This window comes from Burkholderia sp. JKS000303, assembly GCF_002563755.1.
GTDB classification, from domain to species: domain Bacteria; phylum Pseudomonadota; class Gammaproteobacteria; order Burkholderiales; family Burkholderiaceae; genus Burkholderia; species Burkholderia anthina_B.
The window spans coordinates 218,886-237,759 of sequence record NZ_PDBZ01000001.1 but is presented as its reverse complement, the minus strand read 5'-3'; the positions used below and the strand labels follow the sequence as shown (position 1 = coordinate 237,759).

Annotated in this window: 16 protein-coding genes; 15 read left to right on the top strand and 1 reads right to left on the bottom strand. The window is 65.4% G+C overall.

Annotated features, from left to right (window positions below; translation table 11 throughout):
- Positions 1-140 precede the first annotated feature (140 nt).
- The 6 genes from BX604_RS01045 (at position 141) to BX604_RS01015 (ending at position 7,960) form a co-directional block, all read left to right on the top strand.
- Positions 141-1,373 carry an MFS transporter gene (locus BX604_RS01045; protein ID WP_098549182.1) on the top strand — a complete coding sequence of 411 codons (1,233 nt, stop codon included), beginning with the start codon at positions 141-143 and terminating at the stop codon, positions 1,371-1,373.
- A gap of 362 nt (positions 1,374-1,735) precedes the next feature.
- Positions 1,736-2,881: a glutamine-hydrolyzing carbamoyl-phosphate synthase small subunit gene (gene carA, locus BX604_RS01035; protein WP_098549181.1), complete on the top strand. Its 1,146-nt coding sequence runs from the start codon at positions 1,736-1,738 to the stop codon at positions 2,879-2,881.
- 37 nt (positions 2,882-2,918) lie between these two features.
- Positions 2,919-3,578, top strand: a complete 660-nt coding sequence (leuE, locus tag BX604_RS01030; protein ID WP_098549180.1) for a leucine efflux protein LeuE — start codon at positions 2,919-2,921, stop codon at positions 3,576-3,578.
- A 59-nt stretch (positions 3,579-3,637) separates the two neighbouring features.
- The gene (gene carB, locus BX604_RS01025; protein ID WP_098549179.1) at positions 3,638-6,892 is read left to right on the top strand and encodes a carbamoyl-phosphate synthase large subunit; all 3,255 of its coding nucleotides are present in this window, start codon (positions 3,638-3,640) and stop codon (positions 6,890-6,892) included.
- Between the two features lie 118 nt (positions 6,893-7,010).
- Positions 7,011-7,487, top strand: coding sequence for a transcription elongation factor GreA (gene greA / locus BX604_RS01020; protein WP_098549178.1), 477 nt, complete (start codon positions 7,011-7,013; stop codon positions 7,485-7,487).
- Between the two features lie 14 nt (positions 7,488-7,501).
- Positions 7,502-7,960 (top strand): DUF4149 domain-containing protein, encoded by a 459-nt coding sequence (locus tag BX604_RS01015; protein ID WP_098549177.1) that lies wholly within the window; start codon positions 7,502-7,504, stop codon positions 7,958-7,960.
- Between the two features lie 49 nt (positions 7,961-8,009).
- Here BX604_RS01015 and BX604_RS01010 read toward each other — a convergent pair whose 3' ends face one another.
- Complete coding sequence (locus BX604_RS01010; protein ID WP_098549176.1) at positions 8,010-8,537, bottom strand: YhbY family RNA-binding protein; 528 nt, start codon at positions 8,535-8,537, stop codon at positions 8,010-8,012.
- A gap of 194 nt (positions 8,538-8,731) precedes the next feature.
- Here BX604_RS01010 and BX604_RS01005 point away from each other — a divergent pair, with 194 nt between their 5' ends.
- From BX604_RS01005 to phoU, 9 genes are all read left to right on the top strand, one after another.
- A complete protein-coding gene (locus BX604_RS01005) occupies positions 8,732-9,394 on the top strand; it encodes an RlmE family RNA methyltransferase (RefSeq protein ID WP_098549175.1) in 663 nt (220 codons plus the stop codon).
- A gap of 166 nt (positions 9,395-9,560) precedes the next feature.
- The gene (gene ftsH / locus BX604_RS01000; RefSeq protein WP_098549174.1) at positions 9,561-11,456 is read left to right on the top strand and encodes an ATP-dependent zinc metalloprotease FtsH; all 1,896 of its coding nucleotides are present in this window, start codon (positions 9,561-9,563) and stop codon (positions 11,454-11,456) included.
- 160 nt (positions 11,457-11,616) lie between these two features.
- Positions 11,617-12,426, top strand: coding sequence for a dihydropteroate synthase (gene folP / locus BX604_RS00995; RefSeq protein WP_396330539.1), 810 nt, complete (start codon positions 11,617-11,619; stop codon positions 12,424-12,426).
- Positions 12,427-12,455: 29 nt separating this feature from the next.
- On the top strand, positions 12,456-13,811 hold the full coding sequence (gene glmM, locus BX604_RS00990) for a phosphoglucosamine mutase (protein WP_098549172.1): 1,356 nt from the start codon (positions 12,456-12,458) through the stop codon (positions 13,809-13,811).
- Between the two features lie 451 nt (positions 13,812-14,262).
- Complete coding sequence (gene pstS, locus BX604_RS00980; protein WP_098549171.1) at positions 14,263-15,297, top strand: phosphate ABC transporter substrate-binding protein PstS; 1,035 nt, start codon at positions 14,263-14,265, stop codon at positions 15,295-15,297.
- A gap of 94 nt (positions 15,298-15,391) precedes the next feature.
- Positions 15,392-16,378, top strand: coding sequence for a phosphate ABC transporter permease PstC (gene pstC / locus BX604_RS00975; protein ID WP_098549170.1), 987 nt, complete (start codon positions 15,392-15,394; stop codon positions 16,376-16,378).
- Positions 16,375-17,268 carry a phosphate ABC transporter permease PstA gene (gene pstA / locus BX604_RS00970; RefSeq protein WP_098549169.1) on the top strand — a complete coding sequence of 298 codons (894 nt, stop codon included), beginning with the start codon at positions 16,375-16,377 and terminating at the stop codon, positions 17,266-17,268. Before pstC ends, pstA begins: the two co-directional genes overlap by 4 nt.
- A 15-nt stretch (positions 17,269-17,283) precedes the next feature.
- Positions 17,284-18,132, top strand: a complete 849-nt coding sequence (gene pstB / locus BX604_RS00965) for a phosphate ABC transporter ATP-binding protein PstB (protein ID WP_098549168.1) — start codon at positions 17,284-17,286, stop codon at positions 18,130-18,132.
- An 18-nt stretch (positions 18,133-18,150) separates the two neighbouring features.
- Positions 18,151-18,855, top strand: a complete 705-nt coding sequence (gene phoU, locus BX604_RS00960; RefSeq protein ID WP_098549167.1) for a phosphate signaling complex protein PhoU — start codon at positions 18,151-18,153, stop codon at positions 18,853-18,855.
- Positions 18,856-18,874: the final 19 nt, after the last annotated feature.

Here is an 18,874-nt window from a genome sequence, read left to right as displayed (position 1 = left end):
CGGTCCGGCCGGGCCGCGCGACGCGCGCCGTCATCCGACGAAACGCGAAGCAACGCCGTCACCGAGGTGACGGCGTTTTCGTTTGTGCGCGGCGCGCGCCGCTGCTGTGCGGGGGCCGGAATAACAACGGGAGAGAGAGGATGTCGTCGGTGCAGGTGAGGGTGCTCGCGCTGTTTGCGCTCGGGTATTTCGTGTCGTACGTGTTTCGCGGCGTCAATCTCGGCTTTGCGCCGTTCGTCACGCACGAGCTCGGGTTGTCGGCGGCCGATCTCGGGCTGCTCACCAGTCTCTATTTCCTCGGCTTCGCGGGCGCGCAGATTCCGGCTGGCGTGCTGCTCGACCACTTCGGCCCGCGCCGCGTGACAGCCGGCATGCTGCTGTTCGCGGCGGCCGGCGCCGCGGTATTCGGCGTTGCGCACGATCTCGGCACGATGATGATCGGCCGGCTCCTGATCGGCGTCGGCGTGTCGGTGTGCCTCGGCGCGGCGTTCAAGGCGCTCGCGCAGCATTTCCCGGTTGGCCGGCTGCCGCTCGTCAACGGTCTCGTGATGGCCGTGGGCGGCCTGGGCGGTGTCGCGGTCGGCTCGCCGCTCACCTGGCTGCTCGGCTTGACGAGCTGGCGCGTGATCTGCGGCGGGCTGGCCGTGCTGACGATCGCCGTCGCGGCCGCGATCGGTCTCGGTGCGCCGGAAGCCGAGCAGCCGCGCCACCAGGGCGGGCTCGTCAGCCAGTTCAAGGGCACATGGCACATCCTCGGCAGCGGCGCGTTCTGGAAGATCTCGTCGTTCTCGATCGTCACGCAGGGCGTGTTCTACGCGATGCAGTCGCTGTGGGTCGGGCCGTACCTGCGCGATGTCGCGGGGTTCGATGCGCAGCACGCCGCGCGGCTCGTGTCGGTGCTCGGCTTCGCGATGATGGCCGGCTGCGTCGGCTTCGGCGCCGCCGCACGCGTGCTCGAGCGGCGCGGGGTGTCGGTCCAGGCGTTTTGCGGCGTCGGCATGGCGCTGTTCGTCGTCACGCAGGTCGCGATCATCGCGCGCGTGCCGCTGCCGCCGGCCGTGCTGTGGGCAGCCTACGGGATGTTCGGCGGCGTCGGGATCCTGACCTATGCGGTGCTGGCCGGTCACTTCCCGGCTCAACTGATCGGGCGCGCGAACACGACGCTCACGCTGGTGATCTTCGTGCTGATCTTTGCGTTCCAGATCGGTATCGGCGCGGTGCTGTCGCACTGGCCGGCCGTCGACGGCCATTACCCGGTCACGGCGCACGTCACCGCGTGGAGCGTGCTGCTCGCGCTGCAGCTTGCGAGCGCCGTCTGGTATGTGTGGCCCGCGCGTCGCGCTGGCAAGCACGCCGATCCGGCGGTACGCTGACGGGTAGGGCGGCCGCGAAAACGGGGCCGCAGCAGCGTGTGCTGCGCGCCTGCCAGGGCGTCGCGCGCACGGCGTGTACGATCGGACGGCCATATCTCGATTGAAGATAAGGCCATTTTCGGGCTATAATTTGAAAGTTTGTGCTGATCAACCTCGCACCCTAGCGCCTACCTCACTCATCCCGTTCATCCGCCGCACGCCGCCTGTCGGGCGATGCCGCGAAGCCTCGTGCGCCACGCGCCGGGTTCGCGTCTCGACAACGCAGGTCGCGTCCAGCAAGCGACTCCGCGCGCCTACGCAGCGCGGCGCTCGCGCGGCAGGATAAACAGGTCGGCAGCAGGGTGTTCCCCAAGGAGCCTCCCGTGTTGCCGTCTTTTTCTCCCGCCTTGCTTGCACTCGCCGACGGCACGGTCTTTCGTGGTTATTCGATCGGGGCCGAAGGCCACACGATCGGTGAAGTCGTGTTCAACACCGCGATTACCGGCTATCAGGAAATCCTGACTGATCCGAGCTACGCGCGTCAGATCGTCACGCTCACCTACCCGCATATCGGCAACTACGGCGTCAACGCCGAAGACGTCGAAGCCACGAAAGTCCATGCCGCCGGCCTGATCATCCGTGATCTGCCCACGCTCGCATCGAACTTCCGCATGGACCGCACGCTCGGTGACTACCTGCGCGACGAGGGCGTCGTCGCCATCGCCGGCATCGACACCCGCAAGCTGACCCGTATCCTGCGCGACAAGGGCGCGCAGAGCGGCTGCATCCTGGCCGGCTCGGACGACGAGGCGAAGGCGATCGAGCTCGCGCGCTCGTTCGCGGGCCTCGCGGGCATGGATCTCGCGAAGGTCGTGTCGACCACCAAGCCGTTCGAGTGGAAGCAGACCGAATGGCGCCTCGGCAGCGGCTACGGGATGCAGGAAGCCCCGAAGTACCGCGTCGTCGCGTACGACTTCGGCGTCAAGTACAACATCCTGCGCATGCTCGCGGAGCGCGGCTGCCACGTGACGGTGCTGCCGGCCGAGGCGAGCGCCGCTGACGCGCTCGCGCTGAATCCGGACGGCATCTTCCTGTCGAACGGCCCGGGCGACCCGGAACCGTGCGACTACGCGATCGCGGCGACGAAGCAGTTCATCGAGCGCGGCGTGCCGACCTTCGGCATCTGCCTCGGTCACCAGATCATGGGCCTCGCGGTCGGCGCCAAGACACTGAAGATGAAGACGGGCCACCACGGCGCGAACCACCCGGTGAAGGATCTCGGCGACGGTCGCGTGGTGATCACGTCGCAGAACCACGGCTTCGCGGTCGACGCGGATTCGCTGCCGGCCAACGCGCGCGTGACGCACGTGTCGCTGTTCGACGGCACGCTGCAGGGCTTCGAGCTGACCGACAAGCCGGCATTCTGCTTCCAGGGCCACCCGGAAGCGTCGCCCGGCCCGCACGACATCGGCTACCTGTTCGACCGTTTCACCGCACTGATGGACGCGGCGAAGCAGCGCAACGCCTGACGCAACTGACGTAACCGAAGAACGGGAGATTCGCATCATGTTCGGCCACGCACTCGGCATCACGGATATCTGGACCTACGTGTTCGGCGTGATCTTCATCATCCTGCTGCCGGGGCCGAACTCGATGTACGTGCTGTCGCTTGCGGCGCAGCGCGGCGTGAAGACCGGCTATCGCGCGGCCTGCGGCGTGTTCCTCGGCGACACGGTGCTGATGGTGCTGTCCGCCGCGGGCGTCGCGTCGCTGCTGAAGGCCAATCCGCTGCTGTTCTCCGTCGTCAAGTACGGCGGCGCCGCATACCTGCTGTACATCGGCGCGGGGATGTTGCGCAGCGCGTGGCACAAGCTGCGTACGCCCGCCGGTACGCCGGCCGACGCGCCGCGCACGGTCGACGGCGAGCGGCCGTTCCGCAAGGCGCTCGTCGTGAGCCTCCTGAATCCGAAGGCGATCCTGTTCTTCATCTCGTTCTTCATCCAGTTCGTCGACCCGGCATTCCCGCATCCCGCGCTGTCGTTCGTCGTGCTCGGGGCGATCGCGCAATGCGCGAGCTTCCTGTACCTGAGCACGCTGATCTTCGCGGGTGCACGGCTCGCCGAGCATTTCCGTCGCCGCCGCAAGCTCGCGGCGGGTGCGGCGAGCAGCGTGGGCGGCCTGTTCATCGGTTTCTCGGTGAAGCTGGCGCTCGCCACCATGAGCTGAGCGCAGCCGCCGATCCGCGACAACGCCACGACACAGATTACTTACTGAATTCACAAGCCATGCCAAAACGCACAGACATCAAAAGCATCCTCATCATCGGCGCCGGCCCGATCATCATCGGCCAGGCTTGCGAGTTCGACTATTCGGGCGCGCAGGCTTGCAAGGCGCTGCGTGAAGAGGGCTACAAGGTCGTCCTCGTGAACAGCAACCCGGCGACGATCATGACCGACCCGAACACGGCCGACGTCACGTACATCGAGCCGATCACGTGGGAAGTCGTCGCGCGCATCATCGAGAAGGAGCGCCCGGATGCGATCCTGCCGACGATGGGCGGCCAGACCGCGCTGAACTGCGCGCTCGACCTGCACCACCACGGCGTGCTCGAGAAGTTCGGCGTCGAGCTGATCGGCGCGTCGCCGGAAGCGATCGACAAGGCGGAAGACCGCCAGAAGTTCAAGGACGCGATGACCAAGATCGGTCTCGGTTCCGCGCGCTCGGGCATCGCGCACTCGATGGAAGAGGCGACCAAGGTGCACGCCGAGATCATGGAGTACACCGGCGGCCCCGGCTATCCGGTCGTGATCCGTCCGTCGTTCACGCTCGGCGGCTCGGGCGGCGGCATCGCGTACAACCGCGAAGAGTTCGAAGAGATCTGCAAGCGCGGCCTCGACCTGTCGCCGACGCGCGAACTGCTGATCGAGGAATCGCTGCTCGGCTGGAAGGAATACGAGATGGAAGTCGTGCGCGACCGCGCCGACAACTGCATCATCGTGTGCTCGATCGAAAACCTCGACCCGATGGGCGTGCACACCGGCGACTCGATCACGGTCGCGCCGGCGCAGACGCTCACCGACAAGGAATACCAGATCCTGCGTAACGCATCGCTCGCGGTGCTGCGCGAGATCGGCGTCGACACGGGCGGCTCGAACGTCCAGTTCTCGATCAACCCGAAGGACGGCCGCATGGTCGTCATCGAAATGAACCCGCGCGTGTCGCGTTCGTCGGCGCTCGCGTCGAAGGCAACCGGCTTCCCGATCGCGAAGGTCGCGGCGAAGCTGGCGGTCGGCTACACGCTCGACGAGCTGAAGAACGAAATCACCGGCGGCCAGACGCCGGCCTCGTTCGAGCCGACGATCGACTACGTCGTCACGAAGATCCCGCGTTTCGCGTTCGAGAAGTTCCGCGAAGCCGATTCGCGCCTGACCACGCAGATGAAGTCGGTCGGTGAAGTGATGGCAATCGGCCGCACGTTCCAGGAATCGTTCCAGAAGGCGCTGCGCGGCCTCGAAGTCGGCGTCGACGGTCTCGACGAGAAGTCGACAGACCGCGACGAGATCGCGATCGAGATCCACGAGCCGGGCCCGGACCGCATCTGGTACGTCGGCGATGCGTTCCGCATCGGCATGACGGCCGAAGAGATCTTCGCGGAAACGGCGATCGACCCGTGGTTCCTCGCGCAGATCGAGCAGATCATCCTGAAGGAAAAGGCGCTGTCGGGCCGCACGCTCGCATCGTTGACGTTCGACGAGCTGCGCTACGTGAAGCAGAGCGGTTTCTCCGACCGTCGCCTCGCGAAGCTGCTCGGCGCATCGCCGGAAGACGTCCGCAAGCGTCGCGTCGAACTGAACGTGCGCCCGGTCTACAAGCGCGTCGACACCTGCGCGGCCGAGTTCGCGACGAAAACGGCGTACATGTACTCGACTTACGAGGAAGAGTGCGAGGCGCAGCCGACCACCAACAAGAAGATCATGGTGCTGGGCGGCGGCCCGAACCGGATCGGCCAGGGTATCGAGTTCGACTACTGCTGCGTGCACGCGGCGCTCGCGATGCGCGAGGACGGTTACGAAACGATCATGGTCAACTGCAACCCGGAAACGGTGTCGACCGACTATGACACGTCCGACCGCCTGTACTTCGAGCCGCTGACGCTCGAAGACGTGCTCGAAATCGTCGACAAGGAAAAGCCGGTCGGCGTGATCGTCCAGTACGGCGGCCAGACGCCGCTGAAGCTCGCGCTCGACCTCGAGGCGCACGGTGTGCCGATCGTCGGCACGTCGCCGGACATGATCGACGCGGCCGAAGATCGCGAACGCTTCCAGAAGCTGCTGCAGGACCTCGGCCTGCGCCAGCCGCCGAACCGTACCGCGCGCGCCGAAGAAGAAGCGCTCGCGCTGGCAGCCGAAATCGGCTACCCGCTCGTCGTGCGCCCGTCGTACGTGCTGGGCGGCCGCGCGATGGAAATCGTCCACGAGCCGCGCGACCTCGAGCGCTACATGCGCGAGGCCGTGAAGGTGTCGAACGATTCGCCGGTGCTGCTCGACCGCTTCCTGAACGACGCGATCGAATGCGACGTCGACTGCATCTGCGACGGCGAAGCGGTGTTCATCGGCGGCGTGATGGAGCACATCGAGCAGGCGGGCGTCCACTCGGGCGACTCGGCATGCTCGCTGCCGCCGTACTCGCTGTCGAAGGAAACCGTGGCCGAGCTGAAGCGCCAGACGGGCGCGATGGCGAAGGCGCTGAACGTGGTCGGCCTGATGAACGTGCAGTTCGCGATCCAGCAGGTGCCGCAGGCAGACGGTTCGAAGCAGGACGTGATCTACGTGCTGGAAGTGAACCCGCGCGCATCGCGCACGGTGCCGTACGTGTCGAAGGCAACCAGCCTGCCGCTCGCGAAGATCGCGGCGCGCGCGATGGTCGGCCAGAAGCTCGTGCAGCAGGGCGTGACGAAGGAAGTCGAGCCGCCGTACTTCAGCGTGAAGGAAGCGGTGTTCCCGTTCGTCAAGTTCCCGACCGTCGATCCGGTCCTCGGGCCTGAAATGCGTTCGACCGGCGAAGTGATGGGTGTCGGCCAGACGTTCGGCGAAGCGCTGTTCAAGTCGCAGCTCGCGGCCGGTTCGCGCCTGCCGGAGTCGGGCACGGTGCTCTTGACCGTGATGGACGCCGACAAGCCGAAGGCAGTTGAAGTCGCGCGCATGCTGCACGACCTCGGCTACCCGATCGTCGCGACCAAGGGCACGGCTGCCGCGATCGAAGCGGCCGGCGTGCCGGTGAAGGTCGTCAACAAGGTGAAGGACGGCCGTCCGCACATCGTCGACATGATCAAGAACGGCGAGATCGCACTCGTGTTCACGACGGTCGACGAGACGCGCCAGGCGATCGCCGATTCGCGTTCGATCCGCATGAGCGCGCAGGCGCACAAGGTCACGTACTACACGACGATGTCGGGTGCGCGCGCGGCGGTGGAAGGCTTGCGCTACCTGAAGGATCTGGAAGTCTATGATTTACAAGGTCTTCACGCTCGCCTAAACTAAGTAGTCAGTTACCTGTCGAAGCAACACGTGCCGCGATTAGGCGGTGTTTCCAGTTCATCGGAAACGCGCTTAATCGCGGTGATTTTTTTTATAGCCGTTTTTAGCGATTGAGCCGTTTATGAGCACCATTCCGTTGACAAAGCGTGGCGCAGAGCAACTGCGCGATGAATTGCAGCGCCTCAAGTCCGTCGAGCGGCCGGCCGTGATCAACGCGATCGCGGAGGCACGCGCACAGGGCGATCTGTCCGAAAACGCCGAATACGACGCAGCGAAAGAAAAGCAGGGTTTCATCGAGGGCCGCATCGCGGAACTCGAATCGAAGCTGTCCGCCGCGCAAATCATCGACCCCTCCGTGCTCGACGCCGATGGCCGCGTCGTGTTTGCCGCGACGGTCGAACTCGAGGATCTCGAGTCGGGCAACACCGTGAAGTACCAGATCGTCGGCGACGACGAAGCCGATATCGATCATGGCCTGATCTCGGTCAGCTCGCCGATCGCGCGTGCACTGATCGGCAAGAGCGAAGGCGACGTCGCGGCGGTGCAGGCACCGAGCGGCGTGCGCGAATACGAAATCATCTCGGTCAGCTACGTCTGAAGCGGGGCGACGTGATGCCGCATCGCGTGTTCCGTCTGCTGTCGACCGTGTGGGTCGGCAGCCTGCTGACGATCGGGTATGCGGTCGCGCCCGTGCTGTTCAAGACGCTGGAGCGGATGACGGCCGGTACGGTCGCCGCCCAGCTGTTTCGCATCGAGGCGATCCTCGGTGTCGTCTGCGGCGTGCTGCTGCTCGCATTGTCGAATCAACAGGTACGGCGCGGCAGCGGCGATTATCGTCGCGTGCGCTGGATCGTCGCCGCGATGGTCGTGTGCGTGCTGGTCGGGTATTTCGCGCTGCAGCCGTTCATGAACGCGCTGCGGGTGGCCGCGATGGACGCGGGCACCGATATTGCGAACTCGCCGTATGCGAGCCGCTTCGGGATGCTGCACGGCGTCTCGAGCCTGTTCTATCTGGTCGAGAGCGTGCTGGGTCTGATGTTGATCTGGCGTTTGCCCGCACGCGACGCCTGAGCGTCGCGGGGGCAGGGCGGCACGGGGGTTCCCGTGCCGCGCAGCAGGCTTACTTGCCCTGGTGCGGCCGCTTCGTGCTGGCCTGACGCTTTTTCGCACGTTTCACCGTACCGCCTGCCGTCACGCGCTCGTTGCCGCGCACGACGACCTTCGTCGGCTTCGGACGACGCACGGGGCTCGCGTTCGGCGATACCTTGATGACCTTGACGGTGCGCGGTGCGCCACCTTTCCGGTCGTCGATCGCTTCGGCTGCGCTCGGCAGCGTGCCGGCACGGCGACCGCGGGTCGGGGCCGCTTCGGCAGCCTCGGGCTTCCAGATCACCAGCAGCTTGCCGATGTGCTGGATCGGCGCCGCGCTCAGGCGATCGCAGATCTCGTCGTAAATGGCAACGCGCGCGTCGCGCTCGTCGCCGAACACGCGGATCTTGATCAACTGGTGCGCGCCGAGGTGCACCTTGATTTCCTTCAGCACGGCGTCGGTGAGCCCTTCGGCGCCGATCAGCACGACGGGCTTGAGCGCATGGGCCTGGGAGCGCAGCGCGGAGCGCTCGGCGGGGGAAAGCGAAAGGGCGGGCATGGAAATATCGAAATCTAAATAGGGGCGCGCTGCATCAGATGCGAATCGCGGACAGTTACCACGTCAGCCGCGCGCCGAAACCACGTAAAATCGCGGCTTGGGCCCTGAAAGGGGCCGCAGCCGCGCGAAGAAGACGCGTATTATCCGCCAAAAGCACGGCTTCACGAAGCAAATAGCAGCAATCTCTCTCTCGAATGGCAAAAAACCGCTTTAACCAGCACTGGCTGCACGACCACATCAACGACCCGTACGTCAAAATGGCGCAGCGGGAGGGCTATCGCGCGCGCGCCGCGTACAAGCTGAAGGAAATCGACGAGCAGGACAAGCTGATCCGTCCGGGCCAGGTGATCGTCGACCTCGGCGCCACGCCGGGCAGCTGGAGCCAGTATGCCCGCAACAAGCTCGCGCAGGGCAAGAAGCGTGATGCGGCGCGCGAAGGCGGCATCGACGGCACGATCGTTGCGCTCGACATCCTGCCGATGGAGCCGATCGCCGACGTCCACTTCCTGCAGGGCGACTTCCGCGAGGACGATGTCCTCCACCAACTCGAAGAAGTGCTCGAAGGTCGCTCGGTGGACCTTGTTATTTCCGACATGGCCCCCAACCTCTCCGGCGTGGCGACGGCGGACGCGGCGCGCATCGAGCATCTGTGCGATCTGGCGCTCGAATTCGCGCAGAACCACCTGAAGCCGGACGGGGCGCTGCTGGTGAAGTGTTTCCACGGCAGCGGTTACAGTCAGATCGTTGAAAAGTTCAAACAGCAGTTTAAGGTCGTCGCGCCGCGCAAGCCGAAGGCGTCCCGCGACAAATCGTCCGAAACGTTCATTTTGGGTCGGCAGCTGAAGCATCCGCGGTAATGTGGGGCAGGATGCCGCAAACGGGCTCCGGCCCTTGCCTGACAAGCGAATCGCTATCGCGGCGGTTGTCAATGCTTATGGCGAGGGTGGTCGGACTGGATTAGAATGACCGAGGAGCGCCGCAAGGAAAATGTAGGCGCTCGTCTACGAGTGAAGGAGTGGTGCTTTGAACAACAATATGTTTTCGAAGGCAGCAGTGTGGCTGGTGATTGCACTGGTGCTGTTTACGGTGTTCAAGCAGTTCGACAAGCCCCGCGTCCAGGAAGGTGTGTCCTATTCGCAGTTCATGGACGACGCCAAGACCGGCAAGGTCAAGAATGTCGTCGTGCAGGGGCGCAACATCACCGTCACTCCGGCTGATGGCCAGAAATACCAGATCGTGTCGCCCGGCGACATCTGGATGGTCGGCGATCTGATGAAGTATGGCGTGCAGGTCAGCGGCAAGGCCGACGACGAGCCGAATGCGCTGATGTCCGCGCTGTACTACCTCGGGCCGACGATCCTGATCATCGTGTTCTGGTTCTACATGATGAGGCAGATGCAGGGGGGCGGCAAAGGCGGCGCATTCTCGTTCGGGAAATCGCGTGCGCGGCTGATCGACGAGAACAACAACGCGGTGAACTTCTCCGACGTCGCGGGCTGCGACGAAGCGAAGGAAGAGGTGTCCGAGCTCGTCGACTTCCTGCGTGATCCGCAGAAATTCCAGAAGCTGGGCGGTCGCATTCCGCGCGGCGTGCTGCTGGTCGGCCCGCCGGGTACCGGCAAGACGCTGCTCGCCCGCGCGATCGCCGGTGAGGCGAAGGTGCCGTTCTTCAGCATCTCGGGTTCGGACTTCGTCGAAATGTTCGTCGGCGTTGGCGCGGCCCGTGTGCGCGACATGTTCGAGCAGGCGAAGAAGCATGCGCCGTGTATCGTGTTCATCGACGAAATCGACGCGGTCGGTCGCCATCGCGGCGCCGGCATGGGCGGCGGCAACGACGAGCGCGAGCAGACGCTGAACCAGATGCTGGTCGAGATGGACGGCTTCGAAGCGAACTCGGGCGTGATCGTGATCGCGGCAACCAACCGTTCCGACGTGCTCGACAAGGCGCTGCTGCGTCCGGGCCGTTTCGACCGCCAGGTCTACGTCGGCCTGCCGGACATCCGCGGCCGCGAGCAGATCATGCGAGTGCACCTGCGCAAGGTGCCGATCTCGAACGACGTCGACGCGGCAGTCATTGCACGCGGCACGCCGGGCTTCTCGGGCGCCGATCTTGCGAATCTCGTGAACGAAGCGGCACTCTTCGCCGCCCGTCGCGGCAAGCGTATCGTCGAGATGCAGGATTTCGAGGACGCGAAGGACAAGATCTTCATGGGTCCGGAGCGCAAGTCGGCCGTGATTCGCGAAGAAGCGAAGCGCGCGACGGCTTACCACGAGTCGGGCCACGCGGTGATCGCGAAGCTGCTGCCGAAGGCCGACCCGGTGCACAAGGTCACGATCATCCCGCGCGGTCGCGCACTGGGTGTCACGTGGCAGCTGCCGGAGCATGACAACGAAACGTACTCGAAGGACTACCTGCTCGATCGCCTGGCGATCCTGTTCGGCGGCCGCGTGGCCGAGGAGTTGTTCCTGAACCTGATCAGCACCGGCGCATCGGACGACTTCAACAAGGCGACGCAGACGGCGCGTGCGATGGTGGCCCGTTTCGGCATGACCGACGCACTCGGGCCGATGGTCTACGTCGACGACGAGAGCGACAACGGTCCGTTCGGCCGCGGCTTCACGCGCACGATTTCGGAAGCGACGCAGCAGAAGGTCGACGGCGAAATCCGCCGCGTGCTCGACGAACAGTACGGCCTCGCTCGCCGCCTGCTCGAAGAGAACCGCGACAAGGTCGAAGCGATGACGGCCGCACTGATGGAGTGGGAAACGATCGACGCCGATCAGATCAACGACATCATGGAAGGGCGTCCGCCGCGCTCGCCGAAGAGTTCGCCGGCTGTCGGCGGCGATTCGTCGGGTGGCGGCACGACCGCCGAAGTGAAGCCCGGCAACGCGCCGGCGCCTGCTTCGCCGGTCTGACCTTCGCTGTAGCACCGTTCACGGGCTGGTGTGGCTTCACACCGGCCCGTTTTGCATTCATCAACGCCTCCCGCCCGTGTCCGATCCCGCTGTTCCTGCCTGCACCCCCGCGCCGCTCCAGTGCGGCCGTTTCTCGTTGACGTTCGAACGTCCGCTCGTGATGGGCATCGTCAACGCGACCCCCGATTCGTTTTCCGACGGCGGCCGTTTCCTCGCGCGCGACGACGCGCTGCGCCAGGCCGAGCGGATGATCGCCGATGGGGTCGACCTGATCGATATCGGCGGCGAATCGACGCGCCCTGGTGCGCCGCCGGTGCCGCTCGACGAGGAGCTCGCGCGTGTGATCCCGCTGGTCGAAGCGCTGCGGCCGTTGAACGTGCCGCTGTCGATCGACACCTACAAGCCGGCCGTGATGCGCGCGGCGCTCGCTGCCGGCGCGGACCTGATCAACGACATCTGGGGATTCCGCCAGCCGGGAGCGATCGACGCGGTGCGCGAAGGCAACAGCGGGTTGTGCGCGATGCACATGCTCGGCGAGCCGCAGACGATGCAGGTCGGCGAGCCGGACTACGGCGACGTCGTGACCGACGTGCGCGATTTTCTCGCTGAACGCGCGCAGGCGCTGCGCGATGCGGGCGTCGCGCCGGAGCGGATCTGTGTCGATCCGGGCTTCGGGTTCGGCAAGGCCGTGGTCGACGACAATTACGCGCTGCTGGCCGCGTTGCCGGACACGGCGCCCGTGCGGCCCGACGGGCGCGCTTATCCGATTCTCGCGGGCATGTCGCGCAAGTCGATGCTCGGCGCGGTGATCGGCGGCAAGCCGCCGATGGAGCGCGTCGCGGCGAGCGTGGCGGCCGCGTTGTGTGCGGTCGGGCGGGGCGCGGCGATCGTGCGCGTGCACGACGTCGCCGCGACGGTCGATGCGCTGAAGGTATGGAACGCCGTGCGCGAAGCCGCGCGGCAACGATAAGTCAAGAAGACGAAGGAGGAAGATTCGCCATGGGACGTCGATATTTCGGCACGGACGGCATTCGCGGCACGGTGGGCGAGGCGCCCATCACGCCCGATTTCGTGTTGCGCCTCGGTTATGCCGCCGGCAAGGTACTGGCCGGCTCGGCCGACGTCGCGGCGGGTGCGCGCCCGACGGTGCTGATCGGCAAGGACACGCGCGTGTCGGGCTACATGCTCGAGGCCGCGCTCGAGGCCGGCTTTTCGGCCGCCGGCGTCGACGTGATGCTGGCCGGCCCAATGCCGACGCCGGGCGTCGCGTACCTGACGCGTGCGCTGCGCCTGTCGGCCGGCGTCGTGATCAGCGCGTCGCACAACCCGTATCACGACAACGGCATCAAGTTCTTTTCCGCGGACGGCAACAAGCTGCCCGACGACACCGAAGCCGCGATCGAAGCGTGGCTCGACAAGCCGCTCGAATGTGCGGCGTCGGACGGTCTCGGCAAGGCGCGCCGCCTAGACGACGCGGCCGGCCGCTACATCGAGTTCTGCAAGAGCACGTTCCCGGCCGCGTTCGACCTGCGCGGGCTGAAGCTCGTGATCGACTGCGCGCACGGCGCGGCATACCAGATCGCGCCGCACGTGTTCCACGAGCTCGGCGCGGACGTGATCCCGATTGGCGTCGCGCCGAACGGCTTCAACATCAACGACGGCGTCGGCGCGACGGCGCCTGACGCGCTGGTGCGCGCGGTGCGGGCGAACCATGCGGACCTCGGCATCGCGCTCGACGGCGATGCGGACCGCCTGCAGGTCGTCGATGCGACGGGCCGGCTGTTCAACGGCGACGAGCTGCTCTACGTGCTCGTGAAGGACCGCATCGCGACCGACGGCAAGGTCGACGGCGCAGTCGGCACGCTGATGACGAACCTCGCGGTCGAAGTCGCGTTGCAGCGCGAAGGCGTGAAGTTCGTGCGCGCGGCGGTCGGCGACCGCTACGTGCTCGAGCAGTTGCGCGAGCACGGCTGGCAGCTCGGCGCGGAAGGCTCGGGCCACATCCTGTCGCTCGACCGGCATTCGACCGGCGACGGCATCGTGTCGGCGCTGCTCGTGCTGGCCGCGCTCAAGCGCAGCGGCCGCACGCTCGCGCAGATGCTCGACGGCGTCACGCTGTTCCCGCAGAAGCTGATCAACGTCCGGATGAAGCCGGATGCCGACTGGAAGGGCAGCGCATCGATTCGCGCGGCGATCGACGCGGCTGAGCGCGCGCTGGCCGACCGCGGCCGCGTGCTGATCCGCGCGTCGGGCACCGAGCCCGTGCTGCGCGTGATGGTGGAGGCGCAGCTGGCGGCTGACGCGACCCGCCACGCGGAGGCGATTGCCGACGCGGTGCGCGAAGCAACGGCCTGACCCGCAGCGGCGAGCGTACGACGGTCCGGCCGCGTGCGCATCGCCCTTCGGTGCATCGACAAGCGGCGCCTTCGGGCGCCGCATTTTCGTGGGTCGCAAAGGTTTGCGATCTAACTGAAAGGCGCCTTCGACGCGGATTTCGTCTGACGGAAGATGCGGCTCGACCCTGATCGTGTCGATGCGTCGACGGGGCTTTCCGGCCCCGTTTTCGCCGCGCCACGACTCGCTGATCCCTCCCGTCAGCGGGTGTCCGGGCACCTCTCCCGGACCGGCAATTCTTGCCGCCATCCCCGCCGCGCGGGGCTTCCACGACCCCGTGCGCACCGCCCGCCACACCCTTTCAACCGGTCATGTTACTGTCACGCCAGTTTCATTGATTGTCACATTACCGTCATGAGGAGCCCCTAACCTTCGCGGTGCCGTAGTCATCCGCTCACACACTGGAGGTCTCATGAAATTGATGCAAACCGCGATTGCCGGCCTGGCTGGCGCGCTTTTCGCAGTCGCCGCGCAAGCTGCCGACATCACGGGCGCAGGCAGCACGTTCGCGATGCCGATCTATACGAAATGGGCTGCTGACTACCAGCAGTCCGGCGGCGCGAAGGTGAACTACCAAGGTATCGGTTCGTCGGGCGGCCTGAAGCAGATCAACGCGAAGACGGTCGATTTTGCCGGTTCGGACGCTCCGCTGAAGGACGACGAGCTCGAGAAGGAAGGCCTGTTCCAGTTCCCGACGGTGGTCGGCGGCGTGGTGCCGGTCGTCAACGTGCCGGGCGTGAAGGCCGGTGAACTGACGCTGTCGGGCCCGGTGCTCGGCGACATCTACCTCGGCAAGATCAAGAAGTGGAACGACCCGGCGATCGCTGCACTGAACCCGAAGGTCAAGCTGCCGGATACGGACATCGCAGTCGTTCGCCGCGCTGACGGTTCGGGCACGAGCTTCATCTGGACGAACTACCTGTCGAAGGTCAACAGCGACTGGAAGTCGAAGATCGGCGAAGGCACGACGGTCAACTGGCCGACGGGCACGGGCGGCAAGGGCAACGACGGCGTTGCGGCCTTCGTGCAGCGTCTGCCGGGCGCAATCGGCTACGTCGAATGGGCGTACGCGAAGAAGAACAACATGACGTACACGGCGCTGAAGAACACGTCGGGTGCCGTCGTCGAGCCGAAGACCGAAACGTTCAAGGCAGCGGCTGCAGGCGCGAACTGGTCGAAGTCGTTCTACCAGATCCTGACGGACGAGCCGGGCAAGGAAGCATGGCCGGTCGTCGGCGCGACGTTCGTGCTGCTGCACGCGAAGCAGGACAAGCCGGGCCAGGGCGCCGAAACGCTGAAGTTCTTCGACTGGGCGTTCAAGAACGGCGAGAAGGCTGCCGACAGCCTCGACTACATCTCGCTGCCGCCGGCAGTCACGGCCGAGATCCGCAAGCAGTGGAAGGTGAAGGTCACGGACGCATCGGGCAAGCCGGTCGCCGCGGAGTAAGCAATACAGCGGTTCGCTGCCCGGCCGTGCAGGCCGGGTAGCGTGTGCGGTAAGGCCGGGCGTCACGGCGCCCGGCGATCCAGAACAGGCACCCATGTCTGAAATTTCCTATACGTCTTCCCGGTCCGCCGACGCCGCGTCGCAGCGCGCGCCGAGCCGTCTCGGCGACGTTATCTTCGGCGGCCTTGCACGGCTTGCCGCGATCGTGACCCTGCTGCTGCTGGGCGGGATCATCGTTTCCCTGATCATTGCGTCGCTGCCGACCATCGAGAAGTTCGGCCTCGGCTTCCTGTGGCAATCCGAGTGGGATCCGAACTCGGATGTCTATGGCGCACTCGTGCCGATCTACGGCACGATCGTGACGTCGCTCATTGCACTCGTCATCGCGGTGCCGGTCAGCTTCGGCATCGCGCTCTTCCTCACCGAACTGTCGCCCGTGTGGCTGCGCCGCCCGCTCGGCATCGCGATCGAGCTGCTCGCCGCGATTCCGTCGATCGTGTACGGCATGTGGGGCCTGCTCGTGTTCGCCCCCATCTTCGCCGAATATTTCCAGAAGCCGATCGGCCGTCTGTTCCAGGACGTGTGGGTGCTCGGCCCGCTGACGGCAGGCCCGCCCATCGGCATCGGCATTCTCGCGGCCGGCGTGATCCTCGCGATCATGATCATCCCGTACATCGCGTCGGTGATGCGCGACGTGTTCGAAGTCACGCCCGTGCTGCTGAAGGAATCGGCGTACGGGATCGGCTGCACGACGTGGGAAGTGATGTGGAAGGTCGTGCTGCCCTATACGAAGACCGGCGTGATCGGCGGCGTGATGCTCGGCCTCGGCCGCGCACTCGGCGAAACGATGGCCGTGACCTTCGTGATCGGCAACACGAACCTGCTCGACAGCGTGTCGCTGTTCGCGTCGGGTAACAGCATCACGTCGGCGCTCGCGAACGAATTCGCGGAAGCGGAGCCCGGCCTGCATACATCCGCCCTGATGGAACTGGGCCTGATCCTGTTCGTGATCACGTTCATCGTGCTGTCCATCTCCAAACTGCTGCTGCTGCGTCTCGAGAAGGGAGAGGGCAAGAAATGAGCGAGCCCATCATGAATTTCCCGGGGCCGGACGGCGCCATGCTCGACGCGATGCGCAACCGCCTGCAGCGCAAGCGCAAGGTCACCAACGCGATCGCGCTCGCCGCGTCGCTCGGCGCGATGGCATTCGGCCTGCTGTGGCTCGTGTGGATCCTGTACACGACCGTGCACCTCGGTATCGGCGGCCTGTCGCTGCAGCTGTTCACCGAATCGACGCCGGCACCGAACACCGAGGGCGGCGGTCTCGCGAACGCGATCGTCGGCAGCTTGCTGCTGTGCGGTTTCGGCACGCTGATCGGCACGCCGATCGGCATCCTCGCGGGCGTCTATCTCGCCGAATACGGCCAGAAGAACCTGCTGGCAGGCACGATCCGCTTCATCAACGACATCCTGTTGTCGGCACCGTCGATCGTGATCGGCCTGTTCGTGTACGCGATCGTGGTCGCGAAGTCCGGCCGCTTCTCGGGCTGGGCCGGCGTCATCGCGCTCGCGCTGCTGCAGATTCCGATCGTGATCCGCACGACCGAGAACATGCTGAAGCTCGTGCCGAACGCGCTGCGCGAAGCGGCCGTCGCGCTCGGTACGCCGAAGTGGCGCATGGTGCTGAAGATCACGCTGCGCGCGTCGGTCGGCGGGATCGTGACGGGCGTGCTGCTCGCGATCGCACGGATCGCCGGCGAAACGGCGCCGCTGCTGTTCACGGCCCTGTCGAACCAGTTCTTCTCGTGGGACATGAGCCAGCCGATGGCCAACCTGCCCGTCACGATCTACAAGTTCGCGATGAGCCCGTTCGCGGAATGGCAGTCGCTCGCATGGGCAGGCGTGTTCCTGATTACGCTCGGGGTGCTCGGACTCAACGTCCTGGCGCGCTCGATCTTCTCGAAAAAGTAACGGCGGAGCAATCCGATGAATATGGCAGAGAGCCACCTGAATCCCGTCGAGCGCACCGCAGCGCCCGCCGGCACGCAAGACGCGACGCATGGCCGTCCGCTGGAGCCGCTGAACGCGAAGATCGAGGTCAACAACCTCAACTTCTTCTACAACAAGTTCCACGCGCTGAAGAACATCAACCTGCGCATTCCCGAAGGGAAGGTGACGGCGTTCATCGGCCCGTCGGGCTGCGGCAAGTCGACGCTGCTGCGCACGTTCAACAAGATGTACGCGCTCTATCCGGAGCAGCGCGCCGAAGGCGAAATCATGATGGACGGCGAGAACCTGCTGACCACCAAGCGCGACATTTCGCTGCTGCGCGCGCGGATCGGCATGGTGTTCCAGAAGCCGACCCCGTTCCCGATGTCGATCTACGACAACATCGCGTTCGGCGTGAAGATGTTCGAAAAGCTCACGCGCTCGGAGATGGACGATCGCGTCGAGTGGGCGCTGACGAAAGCCGCGCTGTGGAACGAAGTGAAGGACAAGCTGAACCAGAGCGGCTATGGTCTGTCCGGCGGCCAGCAGCAGCGTCTGTGCATCGCGCGCGGCATCGCGATCCGTCCGGAAGTGCTGCTGCTCGACGAGCCGTGCTCGGCGCTCGACCCGATCTCGACGGGCCGCATCGAAGAGCTGATCGCGGAGCTGAAGAGCGACTACACGGTCGTGATCGTCACGCACAACATGCAGCAGGCTGCGCGCTGCTCGGACTTCACGGCCTACATGTACCTGGGCGAGCTGATCGAATTCGGCGAAACCGAAAAGATCTTCATCAAGCCGGTGCGCAAGGAAACGGAAGACTACATCACCGGCCGCTTCGGCTGATGACGGAGAACAACAACCATGTCGGATAAACATCTGTCGAGCCAGTTCGATGCGGATCTCAATGCCGTGTCGTCGAAAGTGCTGGAAATGGGCGGGCTCGTCGAGTCGCAGATCGTCGGCGCGATGCACGCGCTGAACGAGTTCGACCGCGACGCGGCCGAGCGCGTGATCACGGCCGAGGAAACGCTGAACGCGATGGAAGTCGAGATCGACCAGGAGTGCGGCAACATCATCGCGCGGAGACAGCCTGCCGCGCGTGACCTGCGTCTTCTGATGTCGATTTCGAAAACGATTACGAACCTCGAGCGCGCCGGCGACGAGGCCGAGAAGATCGCGAAGCGCGTGCGTCGCCTGGTCGACGAACCGGCCGCGCGCACGGTGAACATCGCCGAGATCAAGATATCGGGCGAGATGGCCGTGACGATCCTGCGCCGCGCGCTCGACGCGTTCGCGCGCCTCGATACGGTGGCCGCCGCGCAGATCGTCAAGGACGACAAGGAAATCGACCAGGAATTCCGTGCGTTCGTGCGCAAGCTCGTGTCGTACATGCAGGAAGATCCGCGCACGATCTCGGTCGGTCTCGAATACCTGTTCATCGCGAAGGCGATCGAACGGATCGGCGACCACGCGAAGAACATCGCCGAGTTCATCATCTACATCGTGAAGGGCACCGACGTGCGGCACCAGCCGCGCGACACGCTCGATCGCGAAGCCAACAGTTAACGCGTCTACGTACAGGGAA